Genomic DNA, 21220 nt, shown 5'->3' with positions numbered 1-21220 from the left:
ATTATACCCAAATTAGCCGCCGATTGACCAGCCTACCTCAGACTTTTACCCATAGCGCCAACCCTCCCCCTCGCCCTCTAGCGGCGATCAAGTTTTCTCGAATTAGGAAATAGGCAAAAAAAGCCTGGTCTTTAACTAGGCGTTGATCAAAATTTTCCTCGCTAGTTTTCCCACCACGAATATAGTTATCATAAAGTTTTATCCCCACCGCTTCCACCGCTAGGCGGGTAAAATCAAAAGCCAGAATATCATTTTTCTCCAAAAACTTAGCCGGACCGCTAACAGTTAATGTCATTAGTCCGACTTGGATTTGGTTTTCGATTCTACCGGCTTCAAAGGGTTGGCGATCGCCGCTTTCCACCCCCGAAACTGGGGAATAGTTTAATAATACACCAACTAGCCCCGGCAGATAACGACCCGCCCCCATAATCACCCCTGCTTTAGCGCGAGTTTTTTTGGTTCCGGTAATGAAATATAATTGCCAACACCCATACAAACTCTCGAAGGGGTGAGGTTTCCGGTTTTGGCGACCCGCCTTTTCCGCCTCTAATAAAGCATTAACCACCTGGTCAGGAGAAACGCGATCGCCCCGAGATTTTAGCGATCGCGCCGTTTGGTCTAGGATGTCCAGATATTCAGCCAAGGTTCTGATTTCATCAAGATATGATAATTATCTCTTATATCATTTATCGGCATACCAAGACAAATTGATGGCTAATATCAGCAGATTTGTGTTATAATGGGTAATGATCAGATACCCTTGGAGAGGTGGCAGAGTGGTCGATCGCGCTCGACTTGAAATCGAGTGAGCCGCAAGGTTCCGTGGGTTCAAATCCCACCCTCTCCGATTAACTTAAACCCTTATCCTGACTACTATCGCGGGAATTGCTTTAACCCGATAGTCGTACCGTTACATTCAATATGCACTCCATTCAGTCTTAGCACACGGGACGATTAGTGCATATCCCTTAGCAACAAAACTTAATTATTGACGGGTTAATCAATAAGCACAACTTAATCAATCTGTCAAATGCCTACTATCTCCCCCTAACCCAACACCGATAGGGTACTTCCCTAGCGATACCCGTCAACAGCAAGCCTAGCGGTTCCTAGCGTCACTGTTGACTGTTATCGCAACGGTCAGTTCCCTTAATATGTCTGTTTCGGTTAGGGGGAGGATATGGCTCAAAAACAACCCATAGGGGAACCCACTAGGTTATCAATGTACAACGATACTCCTATCAATGTACAAAGATATCAGACCGCCTACCTGGTTCCCTGTGGGAGTCAGATTATTGGTGAAATATTGAGGAGCCTACTCACTACCAACAAAATGCGATCGCATAATCTGAACTATCATCTACCGGAACCAACCCGATACCCCTAAACAACTTTTCAACTGGTGACTTGTTTCGTTATCTCTCGCTGATACCTACATAATCCTAGAGAATTGCTTTACCAGCGACAACGGTTATCCACATAATCCTAGGGAATTGACTCCCCATCGAAACCGATACCTACATACCGCTAGACAAGTCTCCAATTTATAGGGGTACTGAGTTCCGCACGGGATGATTACCCCTAATAGACGGGTTAAGGTTTTGGCTTAGGGTGTTTATTGTAGGTAAATTAGAGGCAAGCATTCATATAAATGATTTCCTGGCCTGGTTTTCCAGGCCAGGAAACAAAAAATATGCAAGCACCCCCTACAGTCAGAAACCATAGGGGGCCATTTAAGTTATTGGGGTAGCTGTTATCTGTTAGGTGTTAGGGTTTAGGGTTTTCTCCAACCATCATCATCAATATCATCTCTGTTAATTGGAAGAGGGGGTGATTGCTTTTTATCTTCTAACTGTTTTTTACAAACTGTTGATGGCATAAAATCATTAACATATCTAATCAAATAATTTAGGCTATTTTGGATACCGTCTAACCTATTCTCAATAATTAGGTTTCCTGTATGCGTAATGAACATACTGATAATAATCGCGACAATAATTAACCCTAATTCAACTATTACCAAGTTCATTTATATTAATTTCCAAAAATGAAGTGTAAACCATTTAATTCTTTCTAGTGGAGAAAATGAAGCGTAAAAATTGCTGTACGGCGGTGATTCAATTATTTGATATTCATTAAGCCATATAATTTCACGTTTAACCATCATATTCTGCTTCACATCATTGTATGTGTAAAATTTTAACCACCCTGCCATTTTCCAGTACACGGGTACACTGTCAGCGTCAAATAATATCCTGATAAATTTACTGCCAGAAATGTCAGGTAATTTTTTAGTACCGTGTAGCTATCATCTTCTATCCTGAAATTAAGTTCATAAACTTTAAACCAATTACTTTCAGATATATCAAGTGCATTAGGCATTATCTGTTAATTTATTGTTGAGTGTTTAGCATATTTTCCAATTTGTCGATTTTTTCTGATAATTCCTGAATTGCCGCAATCACTAATGGTATCAGTTTATCATACATGATTGTTAAGTAATCTATTTTTTTGTCGTCAACTTCAGGACTATCTGTATGGTCATTTTTAACCACTTCAACTGCGTTAGGGTATATATTTTGTACTTCTTGAGCAATTAACCCAAATTGTTCTGTACTTGGATTAAAGCCATGAAATGCTGCAAGTTCATTATACTTAAACCACGTGACTGTCAATGCGTTAATTTCGCTTAACCCTAGAGTTGGTTTTGATAAAAGTGTTTTGAATTTAAGATCAGAGCTACCTTTAACGTAGTCTCCATTATCGTTAATATAAGATACATTTGTGTCTCCTACTCTAAATCTAGTATGTACTCCAGATGATGAAGAAAGAGTTGAGCTCTTTGTAAAATATGTCTGTCCGTTGTATACTTGTATTGAACATCTATCGTTAGGAACAGCTCGCCAATCGCTTTGATGAAAATTAATACCATGATATATAAATACTCTAGGATTATTATCTGCTTCTAATTGCATAGAATAATTCCCTTGATGAGAAAACGCCCAGCTATTTCCTCCAACTCTACTATTTAGTACTAAACTTGCCGAACCAGCAGTAGAGCCTATCCGGCGGATGTCAAACCCCCTCCAAACATTAAAATCAATAAGCATATTTCCATCAGGAAAACTTTCATTAGTTGCAAAAGTTACTGGATTATTTGTTATGTTAAATGTTTTAATTCCTGTTAAAGTTTGATTACCTGTAGTTCTAACTACAGTTGAATCTACATTAATTGTTCTATTAGCTGCTAAAGTTCCTCCTCCGGATCAACCATCACCTGCAGTTAATGTAATATTTGAATGTGTGTGCGTTGTGGGAGTCCTAGCGTCAGATAATCTACTATCATTACCTTGACAGGCTGTGTTTGCTGTAGTGCCATAAGCAACCGCCCATGTTGTGGCAGTACTCCCATTAAAATTATTTCCAGTTAATCCCGTACCATTTGTTAATGTATTAGGAGTATTGGCAGTTATTGTTATATTGGCACTACCATTAAACGAAGTCCCATTAATTGTTCTAGCAGTTTGAAGCGTGGTTGCAGTTGCTGCATTACCTGTAATATTAGAGCTTGTAAAAGCTAATTGTTGCCAGCTACTCCAGACTCCATTTACACGATTTCTTTGATAAATACCTTCTCCTCCAAAAGGTATCATTGTTTGAGAAATCCAAGAATCATTATGTCTTTGTACAGTACAAAAACGCCATGAACTTCCCGGACTTTGATTTAAAAGAGAACTCCCTCGATAAAAACCTGTTGTTAACACATCATTCCAATCTCCTGTTACAGTTATTGAAAGATTTGGTAAAGCACCAATTTCTGCTAAACTCCAACTTACATTTCCAGAGCCGTTTACTGATTTGCCTGTAGAACCAATTGTTAAAGTCCGAGCAGTTCCCCAGTTTACAGTAGTAATATTTGCTGTTCCATTAAAACTTATTCCATTGATTGTTCTTGCTGTTTGAAGTGCTGTTGCTGTTCCGGCGTTTCCACTTATTGACCCGGTAATTAATGAATTAAATGTTTTAACTCCTGTCCATGTCTGATTCCCAGTTGTAATTATCCCTGAATTAGTTGCACTAGCTGTAGGTAAAGTAACATTAGTTCCTGTTGATGATGTAACTACAGGACCTGCTGTTGTTCCTGCTGTTACTCCTAAATTAGTTGCTACATTTACTTGTGCGCCTGCCGCAATCCCATCCAGCTTTGTCTTATCAGCGTTCGACATTACACCTGCAACGGTTGTTGTAGCAGCAGGTAATACAGCATTAGTACCGTCAGAACTGTTAACGGTTAACGTATTGGTTGTAGTGCTTATAGAGAGGTTGGTGGATACGTTTGGGGCGGTGTTTCTAAACTCAGTTCCTACTAAAGTTAAGCCAGTTCCCGCAGAATAGGTTGTATTAGGAGGTGTTACCCAAACACCATCGCCGCGTAAATAGTTAGATGTACTGCCATTTGTATCAATGGCAGCAACATTACCTGAATTTGTTATTTGAGATAAGGTATGTGTATGGCTAGTTGGTGTTCTAGCATTTGATAATCTGACATCGTTACCTTCTGTAACAGTTCCAATAGTTGTTCCAAAATTTTTGTTAAATGCTGTACTTTTGGTAAAAGTAGGCTCTTTACCGTCTAATGTACTTTGAAGTCCTGTAACATTAGCAATAGTATGTGTATGTTCTGATGGAGTAAACGTAGACGGTTTGGACGTTATTTCAGTCCAGCTATGGGAATGAGTAGATGGGGGGAAAGTGCCAGGTTTATTAGTAATATTATTCCAAGTTAACTGAGTTAATTTGACTAAATTAGTATTGGAGTCAATAACTGCTTGTATCCGTTCATTAGTTAAATACAGATTAACTTCACCTTCTGGCAAGTCATCGGTTGATTGCCCAAACTTACTAGAGTAAATGTTGAAATTAGTCATAACTGCCTCTATATTGATTATTTAATTAAATGGCTAATAACTTAATACTAGCCATTTATTTGATGATTACATATCGATATATTCGATAATTGTAACGCTGATATTAGCGTTAGATTCTGCTATCGCCTGTAACTTAGTTCTACCCCACGTTATTGAGATGGTATCACCTGGCTTAACCGAAAATGCAGCGTCTGACACGCTATCACCTGTAGGGTCAAATATTAGATGTACATTGGTATTTGACCGATTCTTTACAAACACCGTTCTACCGTTACTGGTAGCATTGATAGGCACAACTTCCGTGATAGTGTTAGCAGTCAAACTTATCGCTGTAGTTGTCGGTGTTCCCTGTATTTTACTGCTCATATTTAGAGTGTCTAAATTGACAACAGAACTATAAACTGAGAAACTCATAATAAACTCCTAAATCAAAGTAAAATTTACCAATTTATTGTTTGTTCTAATCCAACAATATTGGTTACGCTATCCTCAGTTATAGCATAGATAGAAGCTGTTGATTTTAGTTCATCATCCCACCCAGCGTTAGGAGGTAAATATAGGCATTGATAAGGTACACAGTTACTGATATCGCCGTGACAAAACCATACCCCTACAGAACCTACGTTTTGTAAGTGCAACCTATACCGATTAATATTTGAGGGTCTAACTAACGTGGGGGTATTGCCTATTATCACCCCAAAATTTTCGGGTTGTGTCAATGTAGGGGTTTTAGGAACTGTATCGAGTTGATATTCAGCCATGCCCAAAATATTAATAGAATCATTGTTATGTAACTGAGTTAAACACCTAGCTTTAACTATTGAGTTGCTATCAATTGCTAAACCTTCGTTTTGATTAGTGATTAATTCAATTAACAGGTTTTCGGTGTGAATGCCTCCATAATATGGCAATTTGACAATCCCTAAATTTAACCCGTTTTCTGTTGCCATATTCCCATAAAATATTTGTAAATCTACCGCTCCCTGCAAAACTTCCTGTTTTTTTTCCCACCGTTGATAATAGCTATCTTCCGGGTAAATTTTGGGTATTTTTGATTGTGCAATATTAGGGATATAACACCTAGCGTTTAACGATGATATATAGCTGTAAATACCGATATCATATTTATATCTTTCTGTTATTAATGATTCTAAAATAGTCCCGTTAAATAACTCTATGGCGTTACTCCAGTTAGCAGCGTTTATATGAGCCGCGATATTTTTAACACCTCTCATGATTTCCCTTATTTAATGGATTTAGTAACATAATTATACTATCATATAATACTATTAAACTTAGTACAAAACGTTAATATGGTTAGAGACAGACGGACGATTAGAGACAAACCAAAGGTTAGACCTCGCTCGGGAGTTAGATATGACACAGCTCCCTTTAGATTAAACGATGACCCCGGTAAACTAGGAGACCCGTTTCGAGGTTGGACTGGAGACCCATACGGGAGGGAATTAGATACTCGAAACAAATTTATAAGTGATTCTAAATATGTAGCTCCTGAATACTGGGATGCAGATGAATATCACAAAAAAAGAGAAGCTGAAGAAAGGGAAAAAAGAGAGGATATTAAAAAAGAGGCAACTGTCAAGGAACCACCAAACAGAGATGAACCAAAGGGAGGAAAAAAACCTAGGGGAAAGGGTGGCGCTGGTAGAGGTTTTGGCGGTCCTAATAGCGGTGACGAGGTAGATGATGATAAAGGTAGAAGTTCAGATAATCAAGGCGATAACGCAAGCTATTTAGATGAATTAATCGAGGAAACCACAAGTGTTAGGGATGATTGTTATTATTTATTGCCCTATGCCTATCCTCGTTATGGAGAAAGTTCAGGTTACCAACCATATATCTTCGGATACGGTAATTATGATAGGTTTGAAAAAAACGATTTTCAAGCATCATTAGATAAATCAAATGATGGCTTTAGCCTTACTTTCCAACAAAGTTATGAGTTTAGTAGGGTATATCGAGACTCAAGCTATCCACCAACTTTTAGTAACTTAAGCCGTTCTGGACGTAGGAGTTTACTGCCACGGCGGTGGCGGCGAGAAGTGGAAACAATAATATGGGAGTCAATGACATCACATAATGTTATTTGTGAGTTCGAGGAACTTTCTCCTGTGGATTATCATGAAGGAGATTACTCTGAAGGCGATTTAACTACGCCTTTTGATTTAGCCGCTATATATATTCGTGGTAAATATTTACAGACTTTTTTAAGCCTGCATACAAACCCTTGGACTGAAATGGCCTTTACAAAGATTTATTATCTTCCAGGGAACAGAGTAAGTTATGACCGCAAAACATTTGATTATAAATGGTCATGGATGGGTCCGGTTATCTATGGCTATAAAAATAGATACTATACTTTTAAGCAAGGAACAGGGTTGGCTACAGAGCGAGCGTTTTGGGGTTTTGGAATATTACCGTGTAAACTACAATGGCTTAATTACAATACTTGGTCAGGTTTATATGTTTATGACCCTATATGTGAAATAGAATACACTAGAAGAAAAAGAAAAAGAGTAACAATAACAATACCAGATATGAACGAAGAATGCTGTGGAATGATTAGAAGGATTTACGAGTTCCTAGACCCTGAATCCTTTCCGGCTGAAATGCCTGAAAAAATCACGGTTAATGCTGATAATCCAGAGAACAGAATTAAACGAATAAACACATTGCCAGAATGGTTAATGTATCGATTTGACATCGATGACGAAAGATGGGGTGAATTTGAAGTTAAAGTCGAGATTGATGACGTAAATTTGATGACCAAAGAACAGGAACACGCGGAAATCAAATTACCTAACTTAGCTGAATCAATTGCTGAAATATTCGGGATGGTAATGGAGATAGCTATTAGTCACCAAGTGACCCAAAACGCTGTTTTAACCTGTTTACATGAAGCAGGTTTGGCGCACGCGGCAGCCTTTAAAGCTGGTAGGGAAGTCTCGGAAATATTAGACTATTTAGGATTTGAAACCGAGGAAAAATACGAGAAACTAAAAACAGCGTTTACTCCAGAGGCTGATAATTTTGAGGAACTACTAGAACCTAACGAAAGTAAAGTTAAAATCACTAATCAAAAGAACGCGAAAGAAACACTACAGACAGCCTTAAATCAAATAAAGGAAATATTCTCAATAGTTAGAGCGCAAGGTACTTTACAAGTTAATGGTAATGACCCGTCAAAAGACATATTAGCTGATTTAACTAGGTTATATGATTCAATGAAAAAACAAGACGAGATTAGAGAGCAAGAGACTAATAAAGTTAAAGAATTATTGAAAAAAGACTTTCCTGATATCAAGATAGAAACCGAATTGATTGACGGCGATAACCCACTAAGAGGAACTTTGTAATGGTTGCCAGAAGTGCAAGAATGCTAAGGAGTACTCGTAGCTTGTCTAGCCGTCAAACTCGTAGCAGTATAGGTAGGAATGGCGTTAGACAAGTTAATTTAGCTCAGAGAACATCTACTCAAGAGATGGGTTGGTTTGGCAAGCTATGGGCAAAAATAACTGGTAAAGTAGTTGAATGGGGCAAAAGTTTTGGAGGTTGGTTATGGGAAGGAATTACTAAGTTTTTATCTAACTTTAGTTTTGAGAAAGTAGCACGATTTATCACGTCTAATTGGGATAGTTTCTGGAATTTCAACTGGAATATATCAGATGAACAGATAGACAAAAATATGATGAATATTGCTAATCAATTTATTAGTACTACCGCCGGTTTTTTGGGTAATATGGCAGGTAAATTAGTTTGTGGAGTATTGCCTACCATTGGTATTGCATTTATCAACAAAGCCGCTGCTATGCACATTGCCTTAAGCAAGGGACCTGAAATGCTTATGGAAGTATCTACAGCTTTCGGCTCATACGTTAAACAGTCATTTAACATGGCTATGAAAGCCATAGCATGGCAACTGTTTAAACATGGTAGACGGGTTGTTAAAATGTTTTTAGATAAAAGTCCTTCAACACTTGCAACGGCTATTGTTTCAATGGTTCCTGGTGGTAAAGGAACGATTGAAAAGTGGGGTGACGAAAAAGGTGAAGAATGGAGTTTCGGTAAACAGAGAAGGGAAGCTAGGGAGAAATTACCAGAAAAATATGATGGAAATATTAACACCATTTGGAACCAAGACAGTTCCGAGGAATTCTGGGATGAATTCTCAGATAACTGTAAAGAAGCAATTATTTTAGTTGCTCAAGGATTAGATGAATATATTGCCTTGCAACGCATTGAGGAAAATAGACAGCAACAGTTAGTTAACGCGGTTGTAGAAAATGGTGGAGAGCGATTTAGACTAGTATCATCATTAAGAAACCTTCAAGAAAATGTAGCAAATGTGTTAGCTCAAACTGAAATATTAGGGAATAGAGATATTGGTCAATTTGTGGGTTCCGGTGATATCTCTGAAGTTCCGAATAGCAGTAATTTAAAAATTCAGTTAACCTTCATTTTGTACAATTACGAAAAACCTCCATATTGGACTAAGGAAAGACGGTCAAAACTACAAAAAACTCAAATAGAACTCCCATCAGTAGAAAGACACGAAATAACCTGGGATAAATTACAAAGGATATTTACTCAACCTAGTAAATCGGCATTTACTAAAGGCAATATCAAAGTAACCTGTCAATTAAGAAATGGTAGGAAATTTTCATTTTTTGTGAATGAAAGCTCTAAATCTGACGCTGAAAGAATTTGTAAGGATTTAGTACAATTAACAAATTCTTCAATTGTTTATCCTTTACTATTTGAGGAAAGGAAAGGTTTTGGCGGTAGGGAAAATGCGAAAAGAATCAAAGAGAGCAAAATGTATATCAGTGAAGTGAAAATACTTAACTGGGAATTAATTGATAAATTTGAACAAGCCAAAATCGATATGGGAGAGAATAGTGTTTTGGCAATGTACAAAGACCCTAGGAAGTCTAAAGTCAAAATTCCTTTACATTTTGAGAAGAAACCTAAGTGGGTAGATGATGTAATCAGAACAGCTACGAGGACATCGTTAGAGATGAAAACCGGGAACCAACCACCAACTACAGCCTAATGTAGTTTTCATTGAATAGAAGCTACATATATGTAGCATCTGATATATCAAATAGTTAACAGACAAATTCAGTTAATGATGCTAGGCTCTATGTATTAACTGATTAAAGGTGATGATTATGGCTAGTCCAGTAACTCTTAACGGTGCTACTCTCGAACACCAATTGCTAGAAATTATCGAGCAAGTTCAACGTGCACAGATAAACGCAACTAGAAACCCTAATGGTGTAACGGTAGTTACAGCTTATACCCGCAACATGGCAACTGGAGCTGTGACAGTATCCCTAACAATCCCTACTGATGATGTTTTGGATGTTACTGATGGCTCTATCGATGTACAAGCCATCGCTGTTTTTGTTGACTAGGGTTCATTAACTAGGTAGACAACAATAGTGTTAATGTCTACCTATCTAAAGTTTTGTTTGATAATTAATGAGGTTAAATTATGCCATTAAATGATGCTTACGATAAATATAAAGTAGCTTTTGCTGCTAAACTAGCGCAACCGAGCGGTACTTGTATCGGTAGGAGTTTGATGGTTGAGGCTCCAGTAGACAAGACATCAAAGTATGTTATCCCAATGCCTATGTTGCTGCTTCATACGCTATCTAATAACGCCGTAACACTAGAACCCGCAGAGGTGCGAGCCTTAACTATCTGGAGACCTGCTGTTAGTGGAACTCCGTCAACTTCTTCTAATAGGCGTAATATTCTACGAGGGACCAGAGTTAGGTCATACAAACGTATAGAGTACACAAAAATCTTTGTGGAAGCTCCTGCAGATATGCAGGGAGTCTGGAGAACATATCGCACATCAGGAACTAACGCGGGCGAAAGAAAACTAAGATTTATTGGTTTAAAAGTTCCTCAAATTTTCTCAATTAGTTCCCTGTTATATGTTTTTGCGCATTATTGGGGTAAAAAACCCTCAAGCATTAGAACCTATAACTCAATGTTTCGTATTCCGGCTGAATCTGAAATTACCCTCAATAACCTAGGAGAACTAACCGCAGGCAAAACTGAAGCAGCTAATCAAGTAACAGGAGACCAAAGCGCTTTACCAGGAAAAACAGGCACGAATCCATAATAACTATCTTGTTGCTAATTATATACCCGTTAATCCTATTTTGTGAGTTAACGGGTATTTTGTATTTGTTATTATTTGTACATTCTATATATACTTAATGTGATATTTGATTATTTTATAAATAAGTGTAAATTGTATAATTTATGTTTATTAAAAATAAACTAATCAAATAAGATGATTTTAATTAAATACAGTGATTTAAAACTCAATAACTCAATCGTATTTTTAAAAAATGATTTTGTCAATGAGTTTTAAATCACTGACATGAATTCAAAAGAGCAAGGTAACTATACAGTTACAAAATCAATTGAAGGTAACGTAACTGTAGAAAATGTAACTAATGTTAATACTAATAAAGTATTAACTCCTACAGAATACATTGAGACGTTGAGTCGGTTTAATCAGTTTACTAAGTTTCTGGAGTTGGTTAATACTTACCTTCCTTACCCCAAAACTTCATTAATTCAATCATTGACCAACAAACTCCAAACGTCGGAGATTATCAACTCAAATACCTTTTATCTGACATATTCAGAGATTGCCACACTTAAACGAGTCACCAACGCAATCCTGACGCTATTAAAAGCAGGTGGAGTAAAGCTACCTCGTAAGGTTACGGGAGCCATCCAAGATGATATTAACGCCCTCGAAGACCATCTATTGGGCTCTGAGAGTGATTTAGAGGATGAAGATAATGAAGTCAACCCATTTTCTAGTTGGTTAGATTAATCCCACACCAAAAACAAAACCGCTTATGTGTAAATTTTTTAGGGACTCTATTTTAAAAGCACATAAGCGGTAGCCACTAAGCATCAGGAAATCATAGCATGATACCACGTCATTGGTCCGAGGTTAGGCTTAACCTACGAAACATCGCGTTAACCCCCTTGATGTATATCGGTCATTCCCTATATATCAAAGTTCCAATTTCAGACGGAAAAACTTTTACATGGCAATCAACTTTAGTTAAGTTTGATAAGGATTTTATCGCTTATTTTATAGGCGAAATTCTTAAAAAATTAATCCCATTACATCCTGACAAACTTGAGGAAATTTGTACAGAAGCCCTAGAGTTCTACAGAGAAGAATGGAATATATATCAAGCCGAAAACGGCGGGGATAGAGAACCTGATAATCCTAATACATCTTTCGGAGTGTACCCAAAAGATGAAAAATAAATACAATGCTAGAGGACAAAAAATAGACGGCTATTATTTTCCAAGTGCATTTGAATGTAGGGTTTATCACCTTCTAAGAAAACATGATAATCAATTAATTGTTCACCCTAAAATGACATTAATTGAACATGCAAAACCTTGGAAAAATATCACCTGGATTCCAGATTTTTATAGTCCGTTCTTTAATCGTTACATCGAAGTTAAGGGAGTATTAACTGATTCATTTAAGCTAAAAATGCAGTTATTACAGTACCTTAATCCTGGCTTAGTCAATCAGTGTTGGTTTGTTATAAGGGGGACATCTTATCAATGGCAAGGCATCTCATTTATCAATATCGACGAGTTTCAGGAGATTTTAAACAACTTAGAAATTCCAAGGACAAACAATGAATAAACTACACTACAGAGGGATTTTTGATATCACGGGAGAGCTGTTAAGTGCTACCTATAACCCGCATTTATTTGAGTATGAAACCACTCAAATAGCCTACCGGATACTAACCCCTATTGAGGACCATCAAACTTCACAAGTCAAGGATTTAACCTACTCCTATATGGGTTCGTATTTTCCTCGTGGAGGTTACAGGGGAACCTGTACAGTTAAATTAAATGATGAGGGAAAATTACCAGTTTCAATTGTTGGGAATTCTCAGTTTTGGGATGTCTGTAAAAAAATCTCAAAAACAATCAATCAATCATCAAAGGATAGTTAATCATGAGTATCGGATATTACGGCAAAAAACAGGGCGATAAATTTAGTTATTGCAGTGCAGTTAAGCCCGGTGAAACGGGAACCTTTATAATTGTTGATTATGCACAAATACGGATAAAGCCACCTCACCTATGGATATTCGGGAAAGGTGTATCAGGTGATTTTCAGAATTTCAATGATAGGGATTGGAGTTACTCCAAAGGTGATAAAGAATTAATTGCTGTACGGTTTTGTATTGAAAAATACGAGACTGAATATAACGGCAAAAAACGAGAATACACCCCTACAGTACTGGAGCTTGCATTGCTTAAAATAATCGAAAGCGATACAGGATTAACTGACGGGTCTATGATGTTCACTGCCACTATCAACCTAGGACAATCATCGGTAAGGCCAGCTAACAAAATACTAGAGACCGATAGCATTGCTGACCTGGAAATAGAATGTACCAACATATTCTATATTGAATGTATTAATCCATTCAATCAATCTGTCGCTACTTACTCAATCGGAGATATTGACGCTTTCATTGAATCCAAAACTAAAAATAAAGCAGGATTTAATGGAAAGGCAAAATACAAAACCTTCGAGGAAAGGTTAACAGAAGGGGCTAAGGTTTTGGATTGTGACCCTAGCTTTGAGAGTCTTTATAACAAGGTTAAACAACTTGATTCTAATGTATTAATTGCATTAATTGAATTACTGCGATTAATGTAGTCACAAATAAATCCCCCCTAAATATTTAGGGGGGAATAACCACCATACCATGTCAACAAGTCAAGAGCGATAAGAGGTTACTACCATGTCTGAGGACTATATTGATTATAGACTAATTAGAAGTCAGATGTCATCTGAACTAGAAGAAATAATCACGGATGGCAATTTAGGTAAACAGATAGAATCGGTGTGTAGGGCTGTCTGTGTTCTACCATATCCTGATATCCAATTCCCTATTGTAACCTCGTTTATAGCGTCTCCAGTAACCCTTATGAGTACAGCTGGCATCCTGTTCCTTTGGGGGTCTAGCGGTACTGGAAAGTCACAGATAGCTACCGTAGCATCTGAACTATACAAGACAACCTCGGTGCTTGCTAATAGCACTTTCGCTTCACTAAGAAACAAGATACAACATGAACGATTTTATGACCCCCTTCAATGTGAATTTGAGAAAAATTTTATATTGGTATGGGAAGATATCACCCCTAGCTTATTAATTGAAAATGAGAATATGTTATCGCTTTTCAAGGTGTTAAACCGCAAAAATAGCCGAATAACCATCAGTAGTCAGACACCGGGAACTAACATGATTTTTAATGCTTTCGCTTTAAAGGTGATTAATTCAATACATCCATTGTGGACATTTTGGGAGTTAAACGAACTCAAAAGACGGATGTTTCCTATATGGTTTAAAAAGAGACTATGACATCAGAGGAATATAGGGGCAATGGTTACGAGTTAAGTGATTTAAACGATGTAGAGGATATTACGCTTGATAAATTATCATCTCAATTAGAAATTTTCTGGAGAAATATCGATAACTGCAATCAATACAGCAAGGTCAAAAAACAACTACAGAAACACAAAAAAGATATCATTAACGCTAGGTTATCAAGTGAAATTATTGTCACCCATTCATTGATTTATCAATTATCTATCAATGAATCAATTAAACGCTTCAATGATTACTGGGATTTTGTTAATGAAAAAATCTTGACTATATCATCAGGTACTGAACAATTTTTAGACAGTTTTATCACTCAAAGTATTGAGGCAAAAATGAAACAAAACAACCAGGCAATTAACGCGGGATGTCCTGAGTTAACCGAGATTGTAACTGATATCGACCCGAAAGCGTTAAAAGAAGCCATTGAGAGAGCTAAAACAGATGGATATCTTGATAGTCGCGTTAATGTTTCAGAGTTGACTAATCTAATGAAAAATAGAGGATATAATATGATTAATCAGAACGGCAAAAATGTTTGGAAACACATCGTATAGGAGACCAAAAAAATGACTCAAACCAACACAAATGCCATTATAAAGGCAAGGTTTAAAACATTTAAACAAATGGTAGATAGTACAGTCTACAACGCCAACAGAGAAGACGCTAAAGAAACGTTAATTTCAATAATGAATGATTGCGAGATTGAGTTATCCTTAGCAGAAGCAAAAAAACAATTATCGCTCAAACAGCTTAATTATATTAAGCATTTACTAACCAAAATCGAATAATTTAAACCCGTCCGAAATGACGTTAAACTATCACAACTTAACCACTATCAAAGGATAAAACCATGTCAATCAAATTAAGTACACCCGGATTAAACGTAGTAGAATATAGCTACATGAGTAATCGATTAAATCCTAACGTTGTAGGATTACTTGACTTAGTAGAACTTGCTATCACATCTGAACAATTCGACGAAATTGTCGAATTTATTCAAATCCACAGGCATTTTTTAAACACGGAAATCGAGTTACTCAAAGGTATTGAAGCCTTGCTTGATGCAAAAATTACAGAACACAACAATAATCAAAATCACCCCGATAATGATGATCACAAGTTCAATTAATCAATAGGAAATAAAGCCATGAATGAGTTTGAACAAGGGAAAATGATGGTTATTGCAGAAATGGCTAGGGAGATTTACATTCAAATGATGTCACGAGATATCCCCTACGCTAACCAAGATACTAGGGTGACATTAGCCGAAATATCTCATAACGCCGCTGTTGATTTTATGATGGTACACGAGAAATGGGTAAAATCTCAGTATCCAATTATCTCTCAACCTCAACCAGGCATTATTGCCTCTGATTTCAACATTAACGGCTATAACAGCGATATCCTACTGGGAGGTGATTTTCATGCCTAAGCTACTCCCGGTAGTCACACTAACAGGGTCTTACAAAGGGTTTCTGGTAGGTCATGGTAATATCTGTATCGAAGTAGGTTCTTTAGAATGGTTTAAATACCTAGAAACCCATAAATCCTTTTCAGTGGAGGTTAATGGTAAACGATTTACGTTGTGCAAAAAAGTCTCAATTAATGGTTTCACCTACTGGAACCTCAAAGGGTGGGATGGTAGCGTCAATCATCACATCTACGTTGGAAAATCTGACCAAGTTACTGTAGACAAGTTAATAGATGTAGCTAACGCTATGATTACTAAGTGCAGTAAACCCTAACACCTAACAGATAACAGCTACCCCAATAACTTAAATGGCCCCCTATGGTTTCTGACTGTAGGGGGTGCTTGCATATTTTTTGTTTCCAGGCCTGGAAAACCAGGCCAGGAAATCATTTATATGAATGCTTGCCTCTAATTTACCCACAATAAACACCCTAAGCCAAAACCTTAACCCGTCTATTAGGGGTAATCATCCCGTGCGGAACTCAGTACCCCTATAAATTGGAGACTTGTCTAGCGGTATGTAGGTATCGGTTTCGATGGGGAGTCAATTCCCTAGGATTATGTGGATAACCGTTGTCGCTGGTAAAGCAATTCTCTAGGATTATGTAGGTATCAGCGAGAGATAACGAAACAAGTCACCAGTTGAAAAGTTGTTTAGGGGTATCGGGTTGGTTCCGGTAGATGATAGTTCAGATTATGCGATCGCATTTTGTTGGTAGTGAGTAGGCTCCTCAATATTTCACCAATAATCTGACTACCCCTATGGGTTTTGAAATTTGAGCCATACCCTCCCCCCATAACCGAAACAAACACTCTTAGGGGTGCGACCGATGTGATAGCAGTCAATGGTTCGTAACGAACCGATAGGCTTGCCATTGACGGGTATCACGAGAGAGTTACCCTATCGGTGTTTGGTTGGGGGGTGGTATGGGTATTTGACAGATTGATTAAGTTGTGCTTATTGATTAACCCGTCAATAATTAAGTTTTGTTGCTGAGGGATATGCGCTAATTGTCCCGTGTGCTAAGACTGAATGGAGTGCATTTTGAATGTAACAGTACGACTAACGGGTTAGTTAATTTCCTCCTATCGCAATAATGATAAGGGTTTAAGTTAATTGGAGATGTTGGGTACGAAACCCACTATAAAGCCTATAACCCCTATTCTACCGTTACTCTAGTGCACTCAAAAGCGATCGCATTATTAGGAGTTAGTGCAAAATGAAACCCCCTAGGCTAAATACCTAGGGGGTGTTGTATTGTGGGTTTATTGGAGATTAATCATCAAGCTGATATAGCAATCTGAGAATAGCCTTAACCTCTGGTAGGTCTGGATTGATACCATTATTGGTTAACACTTGCCTTCCCATGTCTAACGGCAATGGTTGCCTTTGATGCCGCGTCAGGATACCTAACTCTGTGGCAAGGTTGCGACGTTTTTTGTACTTGCTGTCATTAACCGTTACCGAGTGACCAAACGAACGCGCTCTGATTTCCTGTGGTATCCCATTCATCTCTCCCAGTTGGTTACCAAGATGACGGAAAGCATAAGCTTGAGTAAATCCCCAATTATGTTGTGATAACCATTTACGGTGATTATCGTTAAACATACCAGGGTTTTTAGACTTAGTAACAGGTAAGTAGACGTTATGAATCCCTAAGCGGTTAATCAGAGTCTTGTCTTTTGACATTGGGATAGCTAACCGCCAGCCTGTCTTAGTAGAACCCCCAAAATAGGTAAATTCTCCAATCACTAACACTAACTCAATGTTGGTAGGGTCAGATATGACTGGGAAGGTAATGCCATCAATCTTAACTGGCTTAGTTAAATTTTGACCTGCTGCTACTTCAGACGGTCTTAACCCATATAAAGTACACATTGCACTAACCCAACACCAACCATCACGAGCGTTATTGTCTGTGACAGAACGATAATCAGCGTTGCGTTCTTTGTCTAGTAAACTTAACAAGGTATCCAAGTCTATACTTTGGGATTCAGCAAATACTGTTTGGGTAGGGTCAATTTTTTCTAGCTTGTCCAGTGCTTTTTTGCAGCCAGCCCGTTCCGCTACCTGCCTTAACTTGTAATATCGGTCCTTAAAATCCTTATGTCCTACCGGGCTGCTACCGTCTGGCAATGGAGTATACAAGGTTTCTTTTATACCCTCCCAGGTAACGTAACTATCCCAGTTTGTAACTTTGTTAAATACATCTAAGAAACAGCGCTTAAAAGAGGCTCTGTCACTAGCTATATCACGGGAACGTTTGCGCTTAGTGTTTTTGTGAACTCCGTTAAAGTAATCATCCTCCATCTCTTTAAACACTTGACGGTAGGTGATTAAGTCATTCTTTAGGGGAGTTTTGTTTTCATCAAGGATAGTAGCCTTGTACCAGTCCAGCCATTCAGACACCGACTGAAATTGTCCGTCAAGGGATTTATGAACTAACCAAGCCTTGTCAACAGCCTTGCGGATACCCTCTGGGGTAAACTGACAATTACAGCCCCGTTGTTTACGTCCCCCCGTTTCCGGGTCAGTGGTGATGTCTAGTTGGATTGTCCCCCGGTTACGTTTAATCCTGACACCTTTGGGACATTGTTTGCGGGATAGGTTGAAAAACTCAAGAATGTCTTGAAAGCCTTGATATGTACCACTATGTGTACTGTTTGTACTTGCACTCATTTTGCACTAACTCCTAATAATGCGATCGCTTTTGAGTGCACTAGAGTAACGGTAGAATAGGGGTTATAGGCTTTATAGTGGGTTCAAATCCCACCCTCTCCGTTGTTTCAGCCCCTACACAAATACCTTTGGCTATAATTTGGCTATAATTTGGCTATAAATTTAGGCAGTTATAGCCAAAATAAATTTTCAGAAATTTACCCCCCCGCCCCCATCCACAAACCTTTGTGTACCTATATATGCGTCATGTGAACAACTTGCACCAGTACACTGGTTAATTTTGGGGACTGGATGCAAGCCTAAACCAACCTGTACCATATCGCCTCCCAAACTGCCAAAATATCAATGTACATTGATATCTCAGAAGATTAACGGAATCCTTTTTGTGTCAATTTGACATCAACTCCTAACAGCGTCAGAGCCTTGGCGATCTCCAATTTAATCGCGCCGCCATTATTAGCTTTCAATTTTGTGGCAGGTAAGAGGATATCAATTATCTGCTGGTAGATCGGATTTGGCTTATGCTCACCTGGTGGTTGGTGGTTGCCATTACTGTTTACCGGTATCTCAATCACGTCGCCCTGATCCATCTGATGAGCGATCGCCAATAGTTCCTCTGCAAATACATCCGGAACTCGGATCGCGCGGGTCGGGGTGTTGATCCATTTGGGTTGTTTTAAGCCACTGGTATCAGGATGGTAGTTAGCCATAGGATTTTTATACCTCTATCATTGTACATTGATAATGTATATCATTGTACATTGATAAGTGTCAAGTACAAGGTTATATTTTGCCCGCTATTGTCCACTAATCTGGTCGGGTATCGGTCCCTTGCCTAGGATGATTATTATATCAATGTACATTGATAAGTTGACAGGCGATCGCCTAAGCCCGAAACCCGCCAATTACTAACAAGCGTCCTGCCCCCGTCGCCCGTTAAAGAGTAGGCCCAAAGCATAGAACGGGCCATTTTAGATGTGGTCAGTATTGGATATAAAAAAAATCACAAATTAATTTTGGGTGTCCTGCCTGTCCACTGTGGCTGTAACGTCTATACCAAGGGGATTACAGGGTGGACAGGCAAAAAAAAATCTGCCTGTCCGCTGCCTGTCCTGCCTGTCCGTTTAATTGGACAAAAAAATACCCGACCTGGTGCGATCGGGGAGGGTAAGGGGTGTTATATGTTTGGCTGAGACTTTGCCGAGGGCGTGACTTATAAGTCTTTATTTATCTTCGGTCAACTCCCCCGACTGCTTGGCTCGTTCAACTTCTTGGAGTAAAAGCCAAGCCATCAGATTGGAGAGGGAACGAAAACGCTTTTTGGCTAACCGTTCCCCCGTTTCTTTAAGGTCTGGATCAATATAGACGTTTACACGCGGCAGTTTGCTCGGCACTGTCTGAGAAATCATGGGTGCATCTTCATTGTACTGTACAGCCATATTTTAGCAAAAAAGTGTTGACAGTGGGTGTACCGAAACTGTACAATTGACACACGGAAACAAAAACAAGCCCACTGGTGTGTATGCTTGGCGGCTGACACCAGTGGGCGCGAAAACCCCTTTACAGGAGTAACTATGACTTTAGCAGAACTTAAAGCTAATGCGATCGCCTCAACCCTAAACCCACCAATCGCCAACAATCATCCTGTCCCCATCAACCCGTCAAGAGTAAGCCAAAAATATAAAACGGGCCATTTTTGTGTACAGCCAGTAATGGATTTAAAAAAAAATCACAAATTTTTATTTTGGGGTGTCCTGCCTGTCCCCTGTGGCTGTAACTGCTATAGCAAGGGAGTTACAAGGGGGACACCCAGAAAAAATTCTGCCTGTCCCCTGCCTGTCTACCTGTCCCCTTCTGTTGGACAAAAAAATACCCGACCTGGTGCGATCGGGGGTTGGTGATTGTGTATTGATTGAACCTGCTATTAGAGAAACGCCCGTACAGACAAAAAGTGGGTGTTCAAATTTCACCTTTGTTCTTGGCTTCCTCAATTTCCAACTGCAACAGGCGGCGGATAAGGCTTGAAAGAGATCTTTGTCTCTTCTCTGCTAATTTTTTACCCTCTTCTAACATCTGTTCATCCAGGTAAACCTGTAGCTTTGGCTTGTTGCTAGGCACAGTGGCAGTCATATAGGTGTTACTCCAATTCTACTCTTACTCAAAAAAATATGCTAGGGGTATTTACAGAGCATTCACTTTTATGGTACAGTTAATTTACCGAAAGGTCAAACACAAAATAACCCACTGGTGTCAGCCGCCAAGCAAGCCACCAGTGGGTCTGAAAACCCCTTTACAGGAGTAACTATGACTTTAGCAGAACTTAAAGCTAATGCGATCGCCTCAACCCTAAACCCACCAATCGCCAACAATCATCCTGTCCCCATCAACCCGTCAAGAGTAGGCCCAAAACATAAAACGGGCCATTTTTTTGTACAGCCAGTAATGGATTTAAAAAAAATCACAAATTTTTATTTTTGGGTGTCCTGCCTGTCCCCTGTGGCTGTAACTGCTATAGCAAGGGAGTTACAAGGGGGACACCCAGAAAAAATTCTGCCTGTCCCCTGCCTGTCTGCCTGTCCGCTTCTGTTGGACAAAAAAATACCCGACCTGGTGCGATCGGGGGTGAGTAAACGCAACAACAAATAAG

29 protein-coding genes and 1 tRNA gene are annotated in these 21220 nt (G+C 38.7%); 19 read left to right on the top strand and 11 right to left on the bottom strand.

Annotation, left to right across the window (positions count from 1 at the left end):
* Positions 1-37 precede the first annotated feature (37 nt).
* Positions 38-643, bottom strand: a complete 606-nt coding sequence (locus tag N39L_RS19525; protein WP_006616987.1) for a hypothetical protein — start codon at positions 641-643, stop codon at positions 38-40.
* A gap of 119 nt (positions 644-762) precedes the next feature.
* Here N39L_RS19525 and N39L_RS19520 point away from each other — a divergent pair.
* Positions 763-847: transfer RNA gene (locus N39L_RS19520), tRNA-Ser, on the top strand.
* A gap of 375 nt (positions 848-1222) precedes the next feature.
* Positions 1223-1387 (top strand): hypothetical protein, encoded by a 165-nt coding sequence (locus tag N39L_RS19515; protein WP_167538957.1) that lies wholly within the window; start codon positions 1223-1225, stop codon positions 1385-1387.
* A gap of 387 nt (positions 1388-1774) precedes the next feature.
* On the opposite strand, the gene N39L_RS19510 is transcribed toward N39L_RS19515, so the two are convergent.
* The 6 genes from N39L_RS19510 to N39L_RS19485 all read right to left on the bottom strand — a co-directional run bounded on the left by N39L_RS19510 (position 1775) and on the right by N39L_RS19485 (position 6163).
* Positions 1775-2029, bottom strand: a complete 255-nt coding sequence (locus tag N39L_RS19510) for a hypothetical protein (RefSeq protein ID WP_014274322.1) — start codon at positions 2027-2029, stop codon at positions 1775-1777.
* 170 nt (positions 2030-2199) lie between these two features.
* A complete protein-coding gene (locus N39L_RS19505) occupies positions 2200-2382 on the bottom strand; it encodes a hypothetical protein (RefSeq protein WP_126277469.1) in 183 nt (60 codons plus the stop codon).
* Between the two features lie 11 nt (positions 2383-2393).
* The gene (locus N39L_RS19500; RefSeq protein WP_014276099.1) at positions 2394-3110 is read right to left on the bottom strand and encodes a tail fiber domain-containing protein; all 717 of its coding nucleotides are present in this window, start codon (positions 3108-3110) and stop codon (positions 2394-2396) included.
* 156 nt (positions 3111-3266) lie between these two features.
* Positions 3267-4928 carry a hypothetical protein gene (locus tag N39L_RS19495; protein WP_014276098.1) on the bottom strand — a complete coding sequence of 554 codons (1662 nt, stop codon included), beginning with the start codon at positions 4926-4928 and terminating at the stop codon, positions 3267-3269.
* A 66-nt stretch (positions 4929-4994) separates the two neighbouring features.
* The gene (locus N39L_RS19490) at positions 4995-5342 is read right to left on the bottom strand and encodes a hypothetical protein (RefSeq protein WP_014276097.1); all 348 of its coding nucleotides are present in this window, start codon (positions 5340-5342) and stop codon (positions 4995-4997) included.
* 26 nt (positions 5343-5368) lie between these two features.
* On the bottom strand, positions 5369-6163 hold the full coding sequence (locus tag N39L_RS19485; RefSeq protein WP_014276096.1) for a hypothetical protein: 795 nt from the start codon (positions 6161-6163) through the stop codon (positions 5369-5371).
* Between the two features lie 78 nt (positions 6164-6241).
* Here N39L_RS19485 and N39L_RS19480 point away from each other — a divergent pair, with 78 nt between their 5' ends.
* The 15 genes from N39L_RS19480 to N39L_RS19410 all read left to right on the top strand — a co-directional run bounded on the left by N39L_RS19480 (position 6242) and on the right by N39L_RS19410 (position 16167).
* Entirely contained in the window at positions 6242-8305 is a 2064-nt protein-coding gene (locus N39L_RS19480) for a hypothetical protein (RefSeq protein WP_014276095.1), read from the top strand.
* 41 nt (positions 8306-8346) lie between these two features.
* The gene (locus N39L_RS19475; RefSeq protein ID WP_014276094.1) at positions 8347-10002 is read left to right on the top strand and encodes a hypothetical protein; all 1656 of its coding nucleotides are present in this window, start codon (positions 8347-8349) and stop codon (positions 10000-10002) included.
* A gap of 118 nt (positions 10003-10120) precedes the next feature.
* Positions 10121-10366, top strand: coding sequence for a hypothetical protein (locus N39L_RS19470; RefSeq protein ID WP_035736919.1), 246 nt, complete (start codon positions 10121-10123; stop codon positions 10364-10366).
* A gap of 80 nt (positions 10367-10446) precedes the next feature.
* Complete coding sequence (locus tag N39L_RS19465) at positions 10447-11088, top strand: hypothetical protein (RefSeq protein ID WP_014276092.1); 642 nt, start codon at positions 10447-10449, stop codon at positions 11086-11088.
* 264 nt (positions 11089-11352) lie between these two features.
* Positions 11353-11817, top strand: coding sequence for a hypothetical protein (locus N39L_RS19460; protein WP_014276091.1), 465 nt, complete (start codon positions 11353-11355; stop codon positions 11815-11817).
* 98 nt (positions 11818-11915) lie between these two features.
* Entirely contained in the window at positions 11916-12266 is a 351-nt protein-coding gene (locus N39L_RS19455) for a hypothetical protein (RefSeq protein WP_014276090.1), read from the top strand.
* Complete coding sequence (locus N39L_RS19450) at positions 12256-12660, top strand: DUF1064 domain-containing protein (RefSeq protein WP_014276089.1); 405 nt, start codon at positions 12256-12258, stop codon at positions 12658-12660. Before N39L_RS19455 ends, N39L_RS19450 begins: the two co-directional genes overlap by 11 nt.
* Complete coding sequence (locus N39L_RS19445; RefSeq protein WP_014276088.1) at positions 12653-12979, top strand: hypothetical protein; 327 nt, start codon at positions 12653-12655, stop codon at positions 12977-12979. Before N39L_RS19450 ends, N39L_RS19445 begins: the two co-directional genes overlap by 8 nt.
* 2 nt (positions 12980-12981) lie before the next feature.
* Complete coding sequence (locus N39L_RS19440; RefSeq protein ID WP_014276087.1) at positions 12982-13695, top strand: hypothetical protein; 714 nt, start codon at positions 12982-12984, stop codon at positions 13693-13695.
* A gap of 85 nt (positions 13696-13780) precedes the next feature.
* Positions 13781-14401, top strand: a complete 621-nt coding sequence (locus N39L_RS19435) for a hypothetical protein (protein ID WP_014276086.1) — start codon at positions 13781-13783, stop codon at positions 14399-14401.
* On the top strand, positions 14398-14976 hold the full coding sequence (locus tag N39L_RS19430; RefSeq protein ID WP_014276085.1) for a hypothetical protein: 579 nt from the start codon (positions 14398-14400) through the stop codon (positions 14974-14976). The genes N39L_RS19435 and N39L_RS19430 overlap by 4 nt, the downstream gene beginning before the upstream one ends.
* 12 nt (positions 14977-14988) lie before the next feature.
* Positions 14989-15210 carry a hypothetical protein gene (locus N39L_RS19425; RefSeq protein ID WP_014276084.1) on the top strand — a complete coding sequence of 74 codons (222 nt, stop codon included), beginning with the start codon at positions 14989-14991 and terminating at the stop codon, positions 15208-15210.
* Positions 15211-15272: 62 nt separating this feature from the next.
* Positions 15273-15551 carry a hypothetical protein gene (locus tag N39L_RS19420; protein WP_231851959.1) on the top strand — a complete coding sequence of 93 codons (279 nt, stop codon included), beginning with the start codon at positions 15273-15275 and terminating at the stop codon, positions 15549-15551.
* An 18-nt stretch (positions 15552-15569) separates the two neighbouring features.
* Positions 15570-15854 carry a hypothetical protein gene (locus N39L_RS19415; RefSeq protein ID WP_014276083.1) on the top strand — a complete coding sequence of 95 codons (285 nt, stop codon included), beginning with the start codon at positions 15570-15572 and terminating at the stop codon, positions 15852-15854.
* Positions 15847-16167: a hypothetical protein gene (locus N39L_RS19410; RefSeq protein ID WP_014276082.1), complete on the top strand. Its 321-nt coding sequence runs from the start codon at positions 15847-15849 to the stop codon at positions 16165-16167. The genes N39L_RS19415 and N39L_RS19410 overlap by 8 nt, the downstream gene beginning before the upstream one ends.
* Positions 16168-17169: 1002 nt before the next feature.
* Here the strand turns inward: N39L_RS19410 and N39L_RS19405 are convergent.
* The 3 genes from N39L_RS19405 to N39L_RS19395 all read right to left on the bottom strand — a co-directional run bounded on the left by N39L_RS19405 (position 17170) and on the right by N39L_RS19395 (position 20012).
* Complete coding sequence (locus tag N39L_RS19405; protein WP_014276080.1) at positions 17170-18573, bottom strand: site-specific integrase; 1404 nt, start codon at positions 18571-18573, stop codon at positions 17170-17172.
* A 368-nt stretch (positions 18574-18941) separates the two neighbouring features.
* Entirely contained in the window at positions 18942-19283 is a 342-nt protein-coding gene (locus N39L_RS19400; RefSeq protein WP_006617521.1) for a hypothetical protein, read from the bottom strand.
* 513 nt (positions 19284-19796) lie between these two features.
* Complete coding sequence (locus N39L_RS19395) at positions 19797-20012, bottom strand: hypothetical protein (RefSeq protein WP_231851958.1); 216 nt, start codon at positions 20010-20012, stop codon at positions 19797-19799.
* A gap of 135 nt (positions 20013-20147) precedes the next feature.
* On the opposite strand from N39L_RS19395, the gene N39L_RS19390 reads away from it, so the two are divergent.
* On the top strand, positions 20148-20474 hold the full coding sequence (locus N39L_RS19390; protein WP_014276079.1) for a hypothetical protein: 327 nt from the start codon (positions 20148-20150) through the stop codon (positions 20472-20474).
* 58 nt (positions 20475-20532) lie between these two features.
* Here N39L_RS19390 and N39L_RS19385 read toward each other — a convergent pair whose 3' ends face one another.
* Positions 20533-20703: a ribbon-helix-helix domain-containing protein gene (locus tag N39L_RS19385; RefSeq protein ID WP_006623838.1), complete on the bottom strand. Its 171-nt coding sequence runs from the start codon at positions 20701-20703 to the stop codon at positions 20533-20535.
* A 117-nt stretch (positions 20704-20820) separates the two neighbouring features.
* Here N39L_RS19385 and N39L_RS19380 point away from each other — a divergent pair, with 117 nt between their 5' ends.
* Complete coding sequence (locus N39L_RS19380; protein ID WP_231851957.1) at positions 20821-21219, top strand: hypothetical protein; 399 nt, start codon at positions 20821-20823, stop codon at positions 21217-21219.
* Position 21220: the final 1 nt, after the last annotated feature.

This window comes from Limnospira platensis NIES-39 (assembly GCF_026000695.1).
GTDB lineage: Bacteria > Cyanobacteriota > Cyanobacteriia > Cyanobacteriales > Microcoleaceae > Limnospira > Limnospira platensis.
The sequence above is the reverse complement of the archived record's forward strand: the minus strand, read 5'-3'. Positions and strand labels throughout refer to the sequence as shown.

What these genes read in the sequence shown, in the direction of transcription:
- N39L_RS19515 (WP_167538957.1), top strand. Translation starts at nt 1,223, where the DNA reads ATGTACAACGATACTCCTATCAATGTACAAAGATATCAGACCGCCTAC.
- N39L_RS19510 (WP_014274322.1), bottom strand. Translation starts at nt 2,029, where the DNA reads ATGAACTTGGTAATAGTTGAATTAGGGTTAATTATTGTCGCGATTATT.
- N39L_RS19505 (WP_126277469.1), bottom strand. Translation starts at nt 2,382, where the DNA reads ATGCCTAATGCACTTGATATATCTGAAAGTAATTGGTTTAAAGTTTAT.
- N39L_RS19500 (WP_014276099.1), bottom strand. Translation starts at nt 3,110, where the DNA reads ATGCTTATTGATTTTAATGTTTGGAGGGGGTTTGACATCCGCCGGATA.
- N39L_RS19495 (WP_014276098.1), bottom strand. Translation starts at nt 4,928, where the DNA reads ATGACTAATTTCAACATTTACTCTAGTAAGTTTGGGCAATCAACCGAT.
- N39L_RS19490 (WP_014276097.1), bottom strand. Translation starts at nt 5,342, where the DNA reads ATGAGTTTCTCAGTTTATAGTTCTGTTGTCAATTTAGACACTCTAAAT.
- N39L_RS19485 (WP_014276096.1), bottom strand. Translation starts at nt 6,163, where the DNA reads ATGAGAGGTGTTAAAAATATCGCGGCTCATATAAACGCTGCTAACTGG.
- N39L_RS19480 (WP_014276095.1), top strand. Translation starts at nt 6,242, where the DNA reads ATGGTTAGAGACAGACGGACGATTAGAGACAAACCAAAGGTTAGACCT.
- N39L_RS19470 (WP_035736919.1), top strand. Translation starts at nt 10,121, where the DNA reads ATGGCTAGTCCAGTAACTCTTAACGGTGCTACTCTCGAACACCAATTG.
- N39L_RS19465 (WP_014276092.1), top strand. Translation starts at nt 10,447, where the DNA reads ATGCCATTAAATGATGCTTACGATAAATATAAAGTAGCTTTTGCTGCT.
- N39L_RS19460 (WP_014276091.1), top strand. Translation starts at nt 11,353, where the DNA reads ATGAATTCAAAAGAGCAAGGTAACTATACAGTTACAAAATCAATTGAA.
- N39L_RS19455 (WP_014276090.1), top strand. Translation starts at nt 11,916, where the DNA reads ATGATACCACGTCATTGGTCCGAGGTTAGGCTTAACCTACGAAACATC.
- N39L_RS19450 (WP_014276089.1), top strand. Translation starts at nt 12,256, where the DNA reads ATGAAAAATAAATACAATGCTAGAGGACAAAAAATAGACGGCTATTAT.
- N39L_RS19445 (WP_014276088.1), top strand. Translation starts at nt 12,653, where the DNA reads ATGAATAAACTACACTACAGAGGGATTTTTGATATCACGGGAGAGCTG.
- N39L_RS19440 (WP_014276087.1), top strand. Translation starts at nt 12,982, where the DNA reads ATGAGTATCGGATATTACGGCAAAAAACAGGGCGATAAATTTAGTTAT.
- N39L_RS19435 (WP_014276086.1), top strand. Translation starts at nt 13,781, where the DNA reads ATGTCTGAGGACTATATTGATTATAGACTAATTAGAAGTCAGATGTCA.
- N39L_RS19430 (WP_014276085.1), top strand. Translation starts at nt 14,398, where the DNA reads ATGACATCAGAGGAATATAGGGGCAATGGTTACGAGTTAAGTGATTTA.
- N39L_RS19425 (WP_014276084.1), top strand. Translation starts at nt 14,989, where the DNA reads ATGACTCAAACCAACACAAATGCCATTATAAAGGCAAGGTTTAAAACA.
- N39L_RS19420 (WP_231851959.1), top strand. Translation starts at nt 15,273, where the DNA reads ATGTCAATCAAATTAAGTACACCCGGATTAAACGTAGTAGAATATAGC.
- N39L_RS19415 (WP_014276083.1), top strand. Translation starts at nt 15,570, where the DNA reads ATGAATGAGTTTGAACAAGGGAAAATGATGGTTATTGCAGAAATGGCT.
- N39L_RS19410 (WP_014276082.1), top strand. Translation starts at nt 15,847, where the DNA reads ATGCCTAAGCTACTCCCGGTAGTCACACTAACAGGGTCTTACAAAGGG.
- N39L_RS19405 (WP_014276080.1), bottom strand. Translation starts at nt 18,573, where the DNA reads ATGAGTGCAAGTACAAACAGTACACATAGTGGTACATATCAAGGCTTT.
- N39L_RS19400 (WP_006617521.1), bottom strand. Translation starts at nt 19,283, where the DNA reads ATGGCTAACTACCATCCTGATACCAGTGGCTTAAAACAACCCAAATGG.
- N39L_RS19395 (WP_231851958.1), bottom strand. Translation starts at nt 20,012, where the DNA reads ATGGCTGTACAGTACAATGAAGATGCACCCATGATTTCTCAGACAGTG.
- N39L_RS19390 (WP_014276079.1), top strand. Translation starts at nt 20,148, where the DNA reads ATGACTTTAGCAGAACTTAAAGCTAATGCGATCGCCTCAACCCTAAAC.
- N39L_RS19385 (WP_006623838.1), bottom strand. Translation starts at nt 20,703, where the DNA reads ATGACTGCCACTGTGCCTAGCAACAAGCCAAAGCTACAGGTTTACCTG.